The organism is Paenibacillus ilasis, assembly GCF_043195395.1.
GTDB classification, from domain to species: domain Bacteria; phylum Bacillota; class Bacilli; order Paenibacillales; family Paenibacillaceae; genus Paenibacillus_AQ; species Paenibacillus_AQ lautus.
In genome coordinates this window covers 842,162-856,998 of record NZ_JBHDJG010000002.1, presented here as the reverse complement: position 1 = coordinate 856,998, position 14,837 = coordinate 842,162, and the positions used below count along the sequence as shown (strand labels likewise).

General features: G+C 51.8%; 11 protein-coding genes. 2 read left to right on the top strand and 9 right to left on the bottom strand.

Annotated features, from left to right (window positions below; genetic code table 11):
• Positions 1–215: 215 nt before the first annotated feature.
• On the bottom strand, positions 216–1,940 hold the full coding sequence (locus tag ACETK5_RS23910; RefSeq protein ID WP_100540170.1) for a two-component system sensor histidine kinase NtrB: 1,725 nt from the start codon (positions 1,938–1,940) through the stop codon (positions 216–218).
• 211 nt (positions 1,941–2,151) lie between these two features.
• Here ACETK5_RS23910 and ACETK5_RS23905 point away from each other — a divergent pair, with 211 nt between their 5' ends.
• Complete coding sequence (locus tag ACETK5_RS23905; protein WP_100540169.1) at positions 2,152–3,429, top strand: BaiN/RdsA family NAD(P)/FAD-dependent oxidoreductase; 1,278 nt, start codon at positions 2,152–2,154, stop codon at positions 3,427–3,429.
• Positions 3,430–3,525: 96 nt separating this feature from the next.
• On the opposite strand, the gene ACETK5_RS23900 is transcribed toward ACETK5_RS23905, so the two are convergent.
• The 3 genes from ACETK5_RS23900 to ACETK5_RS23890 form a co-directional block, all read right to left on the bottom strand.
• Positions 3,526–4,788, bottom strand: coding sequence for an ABC transporter permease (locus tag ACETK5_RS23900; RefSeq protein ID WP_394058251.1), 1,263 nt, complete (start codon positions 4,786–4,788; stop codon positions 3,526–3,528).
• A 14-nt stretch (positions 4,789–4,802) separates the two neighbouring features.
• A complete protein-coding gene (locus ACETK5_RS23895) occupies positions 4,803–5,534 on the bottom strand; it encodes an ABC transporter ATP-binding protein (RefSeq protein WP_394058249.1) in 732 nt (243 codons plus the stop codon).
• A gap of 82 nt (positions 5,535–5,616) precedes the next feature.
• Positions 5,617–6,957, bottom strand: coding sequence for an MFS transporter (locus ACETK5_RS23890; RefSeq protein WP_394058247.1), 1,341 nt, complete (start codon positions 6,955–6,957; stop codon positions 5,617–5,619).
• A 214-nt stretch (positions 6,958–7,171) separates the two neighbouring features.
• Here ACETK5_RS23890 and ACETK5_RS23885 point away from each other — a divergent pair, with 214 nt between their 5' ends.
• Positions 7,172–7,642: a MarR family winged helix-turn-helix transcriptional regulator gene (locus tag ACETK5_RS23885; RefSeq protein ID WP_127594664.1), complete on the top strand. Its 471-nt coding sequence runs from the start codon at positions 7,172–7,174 to the stop codon at positions 7,640–7,642.
• 74 nt (positions 7,643–7,716) lie between these two features.
• Here the strand turns inward: ACETK5_RS23885 and ACETK5_RS23880 are convergent, their stop codons facing one another.
• The 5 genes from ACETK5_RS23880 to ACETK5_RS23860 form a co-directional block, all read right to left on the bottom strand.
• Entirely contained in the window at positions 7,717–8,736 is a 1,020-nt protein-coding gene (locus tag ACETK5_RS23880) for a glycoside hydrolase family 53 protein (RefSeq protein ID WP_394058350.1), read from the bottom strand.
• Between the two features lie 286 nt (positions 8,737–9,022).
• Complete coding sequence (locus tag ACETK5_RS23875) at positions 9,023–11,095, bottom strand: beta-galactosidase (RefSeq protein WP_394058245.1); 2,073 nt, start codon at positions 11,093–11,095, stop codon at positions 9,023–9,025.
• A 40-nt stretch (positions 11,096–11,135) separates the two neighbouring features.
• Positions 11,136–12,014: a carbohydrate ABC transporter permease gene (locus ACETK5_RS23870; protein WP_394058243.1), complete on the bottom strand. Its 879-nt coding sequence runs from the start codon at positions 12,012–12,014 to the stop codon at positions 11,136–11,138.
• A 21-nt stretch (positions 12,015–12,035) separates the two neighbouring features.
• On the bottom strand, positions 12,036–12,926 hold the full coding sequence (locus tag ACETK5_RS23865) for an ABC transporter permease (protein ID WP_036664449.1): 891 nt from the start codon (positions 12,924–12,926) through the stop codon (positions 12,036–12,038).
• 169 nt (positions 12,927–13,095) lie between these two features.
• Positions 13,096–14,781, bottom strand: a complete 1,686-nt coding sequence (locus tag ACETK5_RS23860) for a type 2 periplasmic-binding domain-containing protein (protein ID WP_394058241.1) — start codon at positions 14,779–14,781, stop codon at positions 13,096–13,098.
• Positions 14,782–14,837: the final 56 nt, after the last annotated feature.

The window sequence follows — 14,837 nt, the reverse complement described above, 5'->3', positions numbered from 1 at the left end:
TCACAAAATAGGATACCGCCCGTCTTTTATTGTTCCATTCGGATAACTAGGTAGCAGGATAGTTTACCCCATCTTTTTTCTTGTCGACGATGGGCTCGCCACGGCGATCTTTGTTTTCACGCTCCTGCTGCTCCTGTTGTTTGGAATCATTTTTACTCATCCGAATCCCTCCTTTACCCTGAGCTCTTCCTTATGATGCGTAATTATCAGCCCGTTTATTCGGAAGCGGCAGCGCTCTGGGATTCCGGTAAGCTTTGCTGGTACGAGTGGACAGGAAAGGAAATAATGAAAACCGTTCCCTCGCCTAGCTGCGACTTCACATCAATGGTCCCGTGATGACGCTGTACAATGCTCATGCACAGGGCGAGTCCTAGCCCCGTTCCCTTACTCTTCGTCGTAAAGAAAGGTTCAAACAAACGCTCCAGCTCATTCTCGGAGATGCCGATTCCCGTATCCGCAACATAAAGCTGGGCCTGATCCCCATCGAGCCGGGTTTCGATCGTCAACGTCCCCTTGTCGTCCATCGCCTCCATCCCATTCCGGCACAGATTCAGAATTAGCTGTTTCATCTCCTTGGCATTCAGGTACAGGTGAGGAATCCCATTACCGAGTTTCAGGTCAATGCTCTGTCCGCGCAAATTCGCATCGGCCCACAAGAGCGGGCTGAGCTCATGGATAATGTCATGCAGGTGACACTCTTCTTTCTCTGCAACCCGGTTCTGGGCGAGGGATAAAAAATCGCTGATGATACCGTTGGCCCGATCGAGCTCCTCCATGACGATCCGGTAATAATGGTCCAGCGTATCCGGACTCTTCTCCTGCATCAGCTGCAAGAATCCGCGGACGACAGCCATCGGGTTGCGAATCTCATGGGTTATGCTTGCCGCCATTTGGCCAACCAAACTTAAACGTTCTACATTAATGAATTCCGTCCGTAGTCTCTCCAGCTCCGTAATGTCTTCCATAATACCTACCGCACCCAAGATGTCGCCGTTCCCATTATGTATAAGCGGGTAGATGCCTGTGGAATATACGCGGGTAGCGCTTCGCATAATCTCGCCGGTGCTTTCGATTCCATCCATAGCTCTCTGAAACCGGCTGCGCAGATGCTCCTTTTGAATCATGCCGTCCAATAAGTCAAATAAGGGTCTGCCGATGACATCCTTGGTTGTCAGATTAGGAAACACGTTTCGAAAGCTGCGGATAAGCGGTTGATTAAAAGCGATGATATTGCCGCTTCGATCCACCGCGACCATACCTAAAGGAATCATCTCCATCATTTTCGTTAAAGATAACCACTCTCTGTTCTTCACATCGTATTGGCCAGCGCCCAGGCGCTCACATGTTAATTCGATCCAATATACAATCATTCCTGAATAAAAAATGCCGATCAGCATATACAGAATGGTCACCAATATCGTATCCGGATTCAGATCATTATTCTTAACCTTTCCTTCAATCGCGTGGGAGGCTACAATAATCAGCATAGCCGGAATAAGCGCGCTCCACAGCCAACAAATTTTTTCGGTCATGGAGCCTTTCTTGAAATTAGAGGTAATCCAGGGTAATAGCGAGTACCCCAGAACCAGCATATTCAGAATGAGGCCGATCGTTGACCAGCCGTTAATCAGCCCTTGGCATGTGATATACATAGCTGCAAGAAATAGCCCTGAACGACGACCTCCGTATAATATGCCTAAAAATAACGGGATAACGCCAAGGTTGATCGGTACGTAATAATCGTTCATGGCCGAGATCAAAATGCATAATATGATGCTAATCCCGCATGCGATGACAATATGTTTGCGAAATCGAAGCAGATCATCCGGATGCTTCTTGTTCAGGCACTTTAGATGTCTGTCGAGGAGAAGCGGCAGATGAAAGATGAGTGTACCAGACAGCAAAACTTGCAGCAAAATATCTTTCCATAGGCTCAGCACAGTGATCGATCACCTCAATTGGACGACGCATCTAATATTTCTGATTAAAGCATAGGCGACATCATATTACAATATCTTGTAATTTCTCTTTCGAAGCCTGGGGAAACTCCATCCTATGTCCTATTCATGAGGTTTGGGATAATTCGCAAAAATCCTATATAATAAGATTCATCTATTAATTGATATACCCCCAAAGGAGCTATGAGCAAACATGCTTGATTATGATATTATTGTCGTCGGCGGCGGACCTTCCGGATTGATGTCCTGCGTGGCTGCAGGGGAAAGGGGAGCTTCTGTTCTGCTGATCGATAAAGGAGATAAACTAGGCCGTAAACTAGGCATATCGGGCGGCGGAAGATGCAATGTGACAAATGCCAAAGAACAGGATGAATTGATTGCCAACATCCCGGGAAACGGCCGTTTTTTATATAGTGCTTTTCAGCATTGGAACAACAAGGATATCATGTCTTTTTTCGAGGGGCTTGGTATCCGCCTCAAAGAAGAAGACAACGGGCGCATGTTTCCTGTGACGGATAAAGCCTCCAGCGTCGTGAATGCCTTGATTGGCAAAGTGAAGGAGCTCGGTACCGACATCCGGACAAACAGTCCGGTGAAGAGAGTTCTCTATGAGAACGGCCGGACGGCCGGGATTGAGCTGAAATCCGGGGAAGCGATCAAGTCCTCCTGCGTGATCATTGCAACCGGCGGGCAGTCTGTTCCGCAAACCGGTTCCACGGGGGACGGCTATCCATGGGCTGAAGCGGCAGGCCATACCATCACGGAGCTGTATCCAACCGAAGTGCCTATCGTCTCCACCGAGCCGTTTATTGCCTCTAAAGAGCTGCAAGGCCTTTCACTGCGGGATGTCGAGCTGTCCGTCTGGAATCCGAAAGGAAAAAAAGTGATTGCCCATCGGGGAGACATGCTGTTCACCCATTTCGGGGTGTCCGGTCCGATCGCGCTGCGCTGCAGTCAGTTCATCCGCCAGGTGCAGCGGAAGTTTGATATCGTGAATGTGGACATGGCCATCGATATGTTCCCCGATCGCTCCCAAGCAGAGCTTGAGGCCGAACTCAAAGGGCGGCTGGAGGATGAGCCGAGAAAGAGCATCAAAAACGTGCTTAAAGGCGTGCTGCCGGAACGAATGATCCCCCTGCTGCTATCCAAGTCGTCCATCGATAGCGATATGATCTGCAGCGGAATATCCAAAACAGCACTGACAACCTTTGCCTCCATTCTAAAAAAGTTCACGTTCCGCGCTTCGGGCACCCGTTCGCTGAAGGAGGCCTTCGTAACAGGCGGCGGCGTCAGCCTCAAGGAGATCCAGCCCAAAAGCATGGAATCCAAGCTGATGCCCGGCCTCTTCTTCTGCGGTGAAATTCTGGATATTCACGGATACACCGGCGGTTACAATATTACGGCTGCCTTTGCGACCGGTTATACCGCAGGCAAGCATGCAGCCGAAGCCGCAGCGATAAACAAATCATAAGAAAAACGTCCATAGCTTCGAAGTTTATACTTTCTGATATCTTAAATAAAGCGCGCTGGTATGCCCCATTCATTGGAGAAATCCAGCGCGCTTTTTTTATTCTTGCGGGTGTCTCTCTTCCTTGTAGACCGGCCAAGACATGAGCGATGGCGCGATCATGACAGCCAGCACAGTCAGTGCAAGCACGGCGATCCATCCCATCCCCCCTTGTAAAAGCGTTAGTCCAGCCACGAGTGAATAAAGAAAGGCGGGAAGAGCGAGCAAGGTACGCACCGCGAGGACACCAGCCGAACGATGCTGCTGATTCGTAAACGGGAGCACCTGCATAAATTCCGCTTTGGCGAACACCGCCCACCTTGTATTCAGCCAATACGACATCATCAATACCAGAGCAAGATAAACGATGATTTTGATGATCGGCGGCGGCAGCCAGACGGCCGGAATGCCGACCAGCGTAATCTGAATGTACAATAACAAGCTCTCAGGGTGGCGCAGAATCGCCTTTAACCCCGCATCGGCCAGCCTCTTCTCCGGTGTACCTTTGAACAATCGGCCGGACTTGCGCATAAACCAGGTTTTACTTCGTACACTTGGAGGTTTGCCGACGGCTTGAACCAATAGCTTCTCCGTCAACTGGACCCTTGTCTTTGCATCCTCACGCGCATCGGCGATGAAGCTCCCTTGCATAGCAAGCCGCTTACGGCTGAGAAGCAATAACACCATGAGCAGAATCAAGGCAGCTGCCCACAATACCATATAGGACTCAAGCCAAAATGTAACAAGCAGCGCTAGCAGTCCGAATGAGAGCCAGCGTACGAGATAAGTCATTACATATTTCCGCCAGCCTTTATAGCTGGAACGAATCATAGCGGTTGATAGATTCGCGCACCAGGCGCATACAGCCGTAATCACCAGCAAGGTCACCAGGGCAATGCCGGTTATCTCATGTTCCCTGACCAGGATTGGCAGCACAAGCACGGTGACGACCAATCCCTTGATCGCTGAGACCGTATGGCTGTACGCCATGCCTCTGATCATTAACCCCTTCATCCAGCCCCGCTGCTGGCGAAGAAACAATACGTCAGCCTCTTCCAGGAACAGCAGCACTCTGCCGGAGAACATAAAGAGCAGGATGCCTGCCACCGCCTGCAGCGGGAAGAATTGTGACCATCCGGGAAGCGGGCTCGTCCATAACTCGCGGTAGAGCCCGCCTCCCAGGAGCAGACCCGGAACAATGATGTACAGCATCACGATCCAGTCGACCACGGTTGCCAGATTGTCGCGTTGATTCTTCCAATGAGCAGTTACCCTTCGCCAAAAGAGGGCGCCAGGATGGCTAAAATGATAGGAGCGATCCATGTCCATCACCTCCTTCATGTCAGCACATCGAAGCAATCAAACAACGATGCGCCGGGAAGATCAGCGGCCTGTTGGATTTGATCCAACGTGCCCTCCGAGGCAATCCGCCCTCCGGATATGAGCACAAAGCGATCGCAAATTTTCTCTGCGGTATCCAGCACGTGGGTGGACATCAATACGCCGGCTCCTCGACTTCTCTCCTCAAGCAGCAAATTCAAGAAATCTCGGGTGGCCCGGGGGTCCAACCCGATAAACGGTTCATCTACAATATAAACGTCCGGCTTGGAGAGAAAGCCAATCATCAGCATCATCTTCTGCTTCATTCCTTTGGAAAAGCCTCCCGGCAGCTCATTGCGCACCGACTCCATTCCAAACTGACGGAGAAGCTGATCGGCCTGTGCCTCGAAATGTTCATCATCCATTCCAAATGCGGCAGCTGCCAAATCCAGATGCTCCCACAGCGTCAAATCCTCGTAAAACACGGGCTGCTCGGGAACGTAAGCATATCGGGGCGGATTGCCCGCAATATAGACGTCGGCTTTACTATCCTTAAGCAGCCCCAGCACCGTCTTTATGGTTGTGCTTTTTCCGGCTCCATTCGGCCCGATCAAACCTAGTAGTTCGCCGGGCAACACTTGAAACGATATATCCCGTATGCGCGGGCGGCCTGGTTCGTAACCCGCCTGCTGAATATCCACTTTCAGCACCGGCTCGGGCTCAAGTCCATTCTCTTGAATCTTATGCATCCTAACACCCCATCCGTTAATCCTATTCTCAGTATTACGCAGATGGACAGGAATTCGTTGCATTTAGCGAAACATTCTTTCATTATATCGTAGAAGTTTCAGGGACCATGAGACTTTCGCTCCTTGCGGCAAAAGCCTCATCCTTCCGTTCGATTCTGCGTTTGCACAACAGCAGCGCGGCACCCACTGCAGCAGTTCCAAGCCCTGCAACGATATAAGTCGGCACAGGTCCCATGCCTGTTACAAGTGCGCCGCCGAGCGTAGGTCCTATGATCACAGCACCGCTTGTAAGGCTGTTGACCGTCCCGAATACGCGGCTTGTCATATGCTCAGGGGTCCTCTTCATCAGCAGCATCTGGAACGGAACAAGCACAAAGCCTCCGCCTGCACCCGCCAAAAAGAAGGAACCGAACAAAACTACGCTTTGCAGCAGATGTGGCATTTCGATCACGACCACTACGGCACATACGGCAAATACCAAACCTGCCGCGACAGAGCCTACGCCCATCTTGGCAAGCGTGCTCCAGCTCAGCTTGCGGACAAACATGGCTGCGATCAACGTGCCCAAGCCGCTGGCCGAAATACAGTAGCCAAGCAGATCATCCGATACGTCGGGGATCAGCCGGAATAAGGTTACGATCTGGGAATCGGCCATCTGCAGCACCAGCATGACTGCGCATATCGTAACGACGCCGCCCAGCAGCAGCGGCATGCCATAGATCAGCTGCAGCCCTTCCCCGATCTCCTTGAAGAAGGATTTTTTCTGTGTGTCTTGCCCGCTTCGCGCTTCATTTGGCGACTCACCAATCAGTCCTTTCTGCTTAAGCAGCTTCCGACCCGGAACGCCAAGCAAAAACAGCGCCGATACGATGAAAGCCCCGGCATCGATGATGAAGCATAACTGAATGCCGAATAACGCCATCAATAGTCCGCCCAAGGAAGGCCCGATGATTTTGGACATCTGCTCGATCGATGAACTGATCGTCACCGCCTGATCGATGTGCTTCGGGTCTACGATCTCTTTGATCTTGCCGCTCTTGGCAGGAGAGAACAGGACATCCATCAAGCCTTTAACGATCAGCAGTATATAAATTTGTATTAGATTGCCTGCAAACAAAACCCCAATCAAGATAAAAGCTCTGACCACGTCCGATATCACCATAATTTTTTTGCGGTCATACTTGTCACCGATCCATCCTGCCACAGGGCCGCCAATCAAAACGGGAATGGCCATGCACAATGTCATCGCCGTTATTTCCCAAGGCGTGGCCTGCCATTTTAATCCGACAAGCGTTAAGAGCGCGATAATATACAGCCACTCTCCCATGTTGGACACCAGCTGGGAGCCCATCAATAGCATATAGTTCCGATTGCGCAGTAGCGGTTGAAGTCCCTCTGATTCCACGATTTGTGCTTGATTCATGTTCCCCACCCTTTTTCATCCCATTTGAATAATTTCATTATAGAATCGGTGTTCAGAGGGCGTATCGGGCTGGAGGTGTAGCTGATATCGAGCCGCAGGATGAAAATGTTTCGGCCGCATTGTGACAAATCACATGTTGAATTTATTCATTTCAGCGTAATCTTAGATTTGAAGTAATTCAGGACATGAGTCCATATCAAAGGCGGGAGAATGTATGAAGGTGTCACATGAATGCGATACACAGCTTGCTATGCACCTGTATCGGGTGTTTGCCAAGTCATTCAAGAGCGTCAACGAGCATGTCGTGAATGGAAGTAAAATCGAAGGCTTTAATCCAACTTCTTTTGCCGTAATGGAAGTACTGTTCTATAAAGGCCGCCAGCCCATCCAGCAGATTGGGGCACAGCTGCTCCTGCAGAGCGGAAACGTAACCTATGTGGTTGATAAGCTCGTCGAAAAAGGTTATGTGCGCCGCAAACCCTGTCCCGAGGACAGAAGAGTGATTTACGCCGAGCTGACCCCGCCCGGAGAACAATTGATGCAGAAGCTTTACCCCCTGCATGAGCGTCACATCCAGCATGCCCTCGGTGGGTTGGATGAGGAAGAAAAGCACCAACTGATTGGACTTTTGAGTAAAATGGGAAAACATGCGGAACAGGTGCAAATCGTACGCCAGCAAGGCTGAAAAAGCAAAGAGAAGAACCCTCCTCCTTCTCGGAATTCAGGGTTCTTCTTATTGAATGTACTGGTTAGAATCGCTCAGTCTTTAAAGCCTTCCAAGGCTATGGTCGGCTTCCCGTCCGCCTGCCAGGCCCCCTTGTTGTATCCCGCGTTGTATCCCGGCGTTGCTTCAGGCTCCCAGTAGAACACGCCCAGCCCCGTACCTCCCGCTAAACCTCGCACCTTGGTCTTGATGCTCTGAATAAAGCCCTTGGCTGCCGCCGGCTGATTGTAATCCATGCCGATTTCGCTAATCATGATGCTTTTACCGAACCTGGACGTCATGTCTTTGGCATTGGCTATCGTCTGATCGACCTTCGATGACCAATCGCTTACTTCCGGGTACAGCGACATACCGATAATATCAAAGTTCGCGCCGTTGCTGATCAAGCCGCCAATGTTCCACTTGAACAATTCATTATCGTAGCCATTGGATAAATGGACAATCGTCTTGGTAGAACCGCTGACAGACTTCACCGCATTATGCCCCGTATTAACGAGCCATGCGTAGTTCTTCATGCTCACCGAAGCTTTGCCGTCCTCCCACAGCATCCCGTTGTTGGTTTCGTTGCCGACCTGCACCCAATCCGGAGTAACGCCCTTGTTCTTCATGGTGTTCATCACATAGACGGTATGGGAATAGACCGCATCCATCAGCTGCTGAAAAGTGAAATTACGCCAGGCATACGGCTTGTTCTGCTGCCCCGGGTCCGCCCAGGAATCGCTGTAATGCAGCGTAAGCATAATGCTCATGCCTTTGTTCTTGGCACGCTGAGCCAGCTCGGCCGCCTTTTCCGCATTCAGATAGCCGTTCATATAATCATTCATATTGGGATTGACCCAGACCCGAATCCTTGCGGAATTGATCTGGTAATCGTTCTTCAGAATGTCCAGAATATCGCGCTGAGCCCCGTTCTTGTCCTTCCACTTATACCCCTGAGCTTCCATACCGGGGACCCAGCTGATGTCAGCCCCTTTTGCAAAAGCAGGCGCCGCCCCGGCGGAGCCGTTACCCGAAAAGCCAAACGATAACGCAAGCATCGACACGCAAAGAAACATCTTGAACCAAACCCCTTTCACAGCTTCAGTCATCATGATACCTCCTTTGTCATTTCTTCACTGCGCAAGTGACACCCTTATTGTAAGCGTTACCCAAATGAAGCCACAGGGCATAATGCCAACATTTCCGGTCCTTTTCCAAGCAAAATAAAAATGTGCAAAGGAAGGTTTTCTTGCGATATCAGGGGTCCCTGCTTCGAAGTTTATACTTCCTGAAAAAAACAGGTGCCAGCATGCTGGCACCTGCCCTTATATGAGGATATGTCTGGCGGACTAACGGATTCATTTACTTGCTTACGTTACGCGTGATAACCTTCACGCAATAAGGTTCCAGCTCAAGATCCGTATCCACAGCTTCGCCCGAGACAAAATCGTTGTACCGGGTTCCGTCCAGCGTGACCCGCTTCGCTTCGCCAGAGAAGTTCATTACAAAAATGTAGTCCGACTCACCATCCGTACGAATGGATGAGCTTACGCCCGAAGGCAGCTCCATCGGCAGCGCCCGGCGCACGCCTGTCTGTTCAACAAGCCTCTTGTAAAAATCGGAATGAAAAGGCTCCCTGTTCCGGGAGGCGATATAATAGGCTCGGCCCTTCCCGAACTGATTGACCGTCAAGGCTGGCCGCCCCGCGTAGAAATCGGACCGGTAAACGGCCAGTGCCTCCGCCGTCTCCAGATGAATGAGGTCGCACAGCTCAACGGCTTCATAAGCCTCGGCCAGGCCAAGCCCCCCTCCGTCATTTGTTACGATCCCATTGACATCGTGATCATGGAGCGCATCGATTTCCTCTGACCATACGCCGAGCGTCTTACGGAGGGGACCCGGAAATCCGCCGAGGAAGCAAAGGTCAAACTCATCGACGATTCCCGACCAATACGTTGCAACAAACGTGCCGCCCTCTTCCACAAATTGTTGAATCCGCTCGCCCACGCCTGGGCGCACCATGTACAGCATGGGTGCGACCAAAAGTTTATATTTGGAGAAATCCTGTTCCATATCGATGACATCGATCGGGACTCCCTGCTTCCATAAAGCCCGGTAATGCTCTTGAACGGTCTCCTCATACTTGACTCCCTTGTTCCGCGGACCTTGCGCATCATTGATGGCCCAACGGTTCTCCCAGTCAAAAATGACGGCCGCTTCCGCCGGAATCCCCGTTCCTACAACGGCGTCCATCTTCTTGAGATAGTCCCCGACCTCAGCCACATCGCTGAACACCCGGGTGTGTTCATGACCGACATGATCAACGACGGCGCCGTGCAGCTTCTCGCTCGATCCCCTGCTCTTGCGCCATTGAAAATATTGTACCGTATCCGAACCATGGGCAACGGCTTGCATGGAGGACAGCAAATGCATACCCGGACGCTTCAGCTTGCTCACCGGCTGCCAGTTCGTCAGACTTGGCGTGCTCTCCATCAGCATCCAGGGCTGTCCGCCTTTGATCGAGCGGATGATATCATGCATCATGGCAACGCGGGCTGCCTGAACGGCATCATCCCCGCCCTGATCATGCCAGGTCGGATAGCTGTCCCACGACACCACGTCCAGCAGATCAGCAAACTTCCAGTAATTCAGTCCTTCAAAATATTCCATCAGGTTGGTCGTAATGGGAAGGGATGGATTGACCCTGCGGAGGGGTTCCGTTTCGTGCCGGATGAAATCCGCCGTCTGATCGGTTACAAACCGTCTCCAATCCAGGTTCATTCCATGGACCTGCGTCTCCCCGTGGGGTGCCGGAGATTCAACCTGGCTCCATTTCGTAATCGTATGGCTCCAGAATGCGGTCCACCAGGCATGATTCAGCTCTTCCAGCGTGGCGTACTTCGCCTGCAGCCAAGACCGGAATGCGTCCTGACAGTAGTCGCAATGGCAATCGCCGCCAAACTCATTCGAGATATGCCAGCCGATGACGGCTGGATGGTTGCCGTACCGCTCCGCAAGCTTCCTGTTGATCGTATGGACCTTCTCCCGATAGACCGGCGAAGTATAACAGTGATTATGCCGGAAACCGTGCAGGTTACGGACGCGCTTCTCGCTCACCCGCAGCACCTCGGGATACTTCTCCGACATCCAGGCCGGTCTTGCGCCGCTTGGCGTAGCCAGAAAGGCATAGATTCCATTGGCGGCAAAACGGTCCAATACGCCGTCAAGCCAATCAAACGTAAATACCCCTTCCTCGGGCTCCAATGAAACCCATGAAAATATGCCGACGGACATCACGTTGCAATTCGCTAGCTTCATCAGCCGGATATCCTCTTCGAGCACTTCGGGATAGCGGAGCCATTGCTCCGGATTATAATCGGCGCCATGCAGCATGTGCGGAACGCGCGGGCTAATCGGATTAAACGTTCGTTTCATAGTAAGTTAAACCTCCTGTTTCCTGATAGGATCGCATCTCTTATTCTTTGACAGAACCCAGCGTCATCCCTTTAACGAAAAAACGCTGCAAAAAAGGATAAACCAGCAGGATGGGCGCCGCACCGATAAAGATCTGTGCGGCATTCACCGTCGTCTGGGACAGCAGCTCCATCTCCTTCGGGCTCATGCTCATCGAGCTCATGTCCCGCTGGATAATGACCGTCTGCAGGAAGGTGGCCAGCGGGAAGTCCTTGGCATTGTTCAGGTACAGCAGCCCGTCAAACCAGGAGTTCCAGTGGAACACCATGCTGAACAGCGCAATCGTGGCAATCGAGGGCAGCGAGATCGGCAAATAAATCTTAAACAGCGTTTTGAAATGGCCGGCTCCATCGATGACAGCCGCTTCCTCCAGTTCTTTTGGAATCCCCCTGAAGAAGTTCAGCATCAGGATCACCAGAAAGGTGTTCACCGTGCCGGGAATCACCAGCACCCAGAAGGAGTTGATCAAGCCCAGCTTCTGAATCACGATATAGAACGGCACCAGACCGCCATTGAACACCATGCTGAACACAAACAGCCAGGAATAAACACTGCGGCTGCGGAAGACGCGGTTCTCTTTGGACAGCGGATATGCGGCCAGAAAGGTTACGGCGAGCGTCAAACCCGTTCCCAGTACGGTACGTGCAATCGAAATCCAGATCGAGTGCAAAAATGCCGGGTTATTGATCGTTTTCTTGTAAGCTTCCAGTGAAAATTCGACCGGCCATAATCCCACCAGACTGGCGTCGGCAGCCGCTTTGGAGCTGAACGAAATCGCCAGCACATGAAGCAGCGGAATGATGCAGAGAATGGCCAACGCGACAAGCAAGCAGGTATTAAACACGTTAAATATGCGGTATTCCATCGTTTTATGGTACATGGCTCTCCCTCTTTCGCTCTGCTAGAATATACGGTAGCCCGCCCACTTGTAGGCCAGCCGGTAGGATACGAGAATGAGGACCATGCTGATCACGGATTTGAACAGGCCGATAGCCGTTCCGAACCCCATCTCGCCATTCAGGATTGCTGTACGGTATACAAAGGTATCGATGATATCGCCTTTCTCGTATACCAGCGGATTGTACAGGTTGAAGATTTGGTCAAACCCGGCATTCAGGATGTTGCCGAGCGCCAATGTCCCGACAACGATCGTGATGGGAATCATGGAAGGGATCGTGATATGTAGCGTTTGTTTCAGGCGTCCCGCTCCATCGATCTCTGCCGCTTCGTACAGGGTCGGGCTAACGCCGGCCAGAGCAGCCAGGAACACAATCGTATTGTAGCCAAACTCCTTCCATACGTCGGACACGATCACCGTGAACCGGAACCAGTTATTGTCTCCGAGAAAAAAGATCGGATCGATGCCGACAGCGGCCAGTATTCGGTTGACAAAGCCGTCCACCGCGAGCATTTCGATCAAAATTCCGCCCAGGATAACCCATGACAAAAAGTGGGGCAAATACACCATCGTCTGGATGCTCCGCTGAAGCGCCGTTTTTCGGATTTCATTCAGCAGAATGGCAAACACGAACGGAATCAGCAGATTGAACACGATTTTCATCACCGCGATGACAAAGGTGTTCCATATGACCTGCATGCTGTCCTGCCTTTCAAACAAGTATCGGAAATTGTCCAAGCCCACCCATGCGGAGCCGCCAACGCCCTCCCACGGCTTATAGTCCTGAAAAGCCATAATGATGCCGCCCATCGGCAAATAACTGAACAAGAACAGACAGATAAGGGCCGGCAGCAGCATGACGTGGAAAGGCCATGTTTTTTTCATCCTCTTCATCCAAGATCCTCCCGTTAAATCAATCTACCTCTTGATTATAGGACCCGCCCCACGGAGCGCAGTAGCCCACAAAACCAATATTCATGGCACGATAGCAATCAAATTGCAGCCGCTCCGATGGAGCAAAAAGGACGGCCTCTTGGCAGGCCGCCCTTCTTGGTAACCACAACTACTTCACGCTTTGGTACCATTCGTTAACCTCTTTGGTGATTTGTTCCCCGCCTCCGGATTTCCACGTCTCCACAAATGCATCAAACGATTCAACGGGCTGCTTGCCGTAAATGATCTCGTTCAGGGTTTGGTTCTCAATCTTCAGGAGATAATCCCACTTCGATTTCATGGTGGCGGTTACCGGTCCCGTAAACATGTTCTTCTTGGAGATCTCCTCTTGGGAGAGCAGCACTTCCGCAGCGGCCGGCGTATCCTTGCCATAATTGACCGCCACATCCTTTTCGAGGCGGCTCTCCGGCTTCCCGCCTTTCGCCAGCTTCAGCAGCGCTTTCATCTGCTCGTCTGGAATCCGAGCCCCATCGCGGACCAGCAAATAACGGACGACATTGACATAACCGCCCTGAATCTGATCGTTCGGCACCATTTCGCCATTGGCATCGAGCTCGAAATCGTAACCTTCGAACAGCCCGTTGGCAAATTCGCCGCCTTCCTTGGATACGGCAAAGTTATCGAATAGATAGTTCTGATACGTGAAGAAGGCTTCAGGATGCTCCATATCTTTATGGATCAGGGTAACGCCATTTGTATACTGCGTTCCATGACGCATCGCAACGCCGTCAGGGCCCGCCGGAATCTGCACAGGCTTCCAGACGGCTTCCGGCGCATTCTTTACGGTATCGATCAGCGGCCAGCCGCTCATCCAATAGGGCCCCGGAATGATGCCGGCCGTTCCGGCTACGGCCGGCTCCGCCGTTTTGTTCTCATCCCACAGTGCGGCTTCCTTCGGAATGTATCCTTTATTCATCCACTCGTTCAGCTTCACCAAGCCTTGCTTCATGCCTGCATGGACCGAGCCGTATTCCAGACTTCCGTCCTCAGCCACGTTCCACTGCTGCGGCAGCGTTCCATAAGCGCCGAATATCCATGACGGATCGCCCATCCAGGTGCTCATGGACGTTTTGAAGCCGATGCTCAGCGGCGTGACTTTATCCGGAGCAAGACCGGACGGGTTCTGGTTCTTGAAGGCATCCATCACCTGCTCAAGCTCATCCATCGTCTTCGGTGCGTTCATCCCCAGCTTGTCCAGCCAATCCTGCCGGATCCATAATACATAGTCGTGATTATAGGCAAAATCCAGTACCGGAAGCCCCATTCGCTTACCGTCCCGGCTGTATTGATTCCACACATTGGAATCCAGATTCATTGCGTTCTTCCACGTTTCCGATGCATACTGGTCAAACAGCGTGCCGACCTCGGCAAACATGCCGGAATCGATCAAATCCTGGGCCAGCTGCTGATTTTCGGTGCCAAGCGTGACGATATCCGGCATCTCCTGTCCGGAGGACATGGCGAGCCGCAGCTTGGTCGCAAAAGCGCCGTTGGTATCCGTAATGGACCACAGCGATTTGATATTGATGCCGAACTTCTCCTTTGCCCACTTCGTAGCCACGTTGTTCTCGATCGTTTCCCCATTCTTGAATTGCAGCGTCGGATCAACGCCCCATACCGTCGTAATCGTAACTTCCGGATCGTATTTCTCTTTGTAGACGTTTTCAGTTTTGGATTCGGCTGGCTGCTGCGCCGCTTCCGGCTTCGGCTCGCCGCCGGAGCATCCGGCCAAGGATCCGGCCAGGAGCAAGGACGCGGCCAGGATCGGGAACCATTTCTTTCTTCTAGCGGTCATCGTTAAATCCCCCTTCTACCACCTTATGGATTACATGTTTAATTATAGAGGGGCCG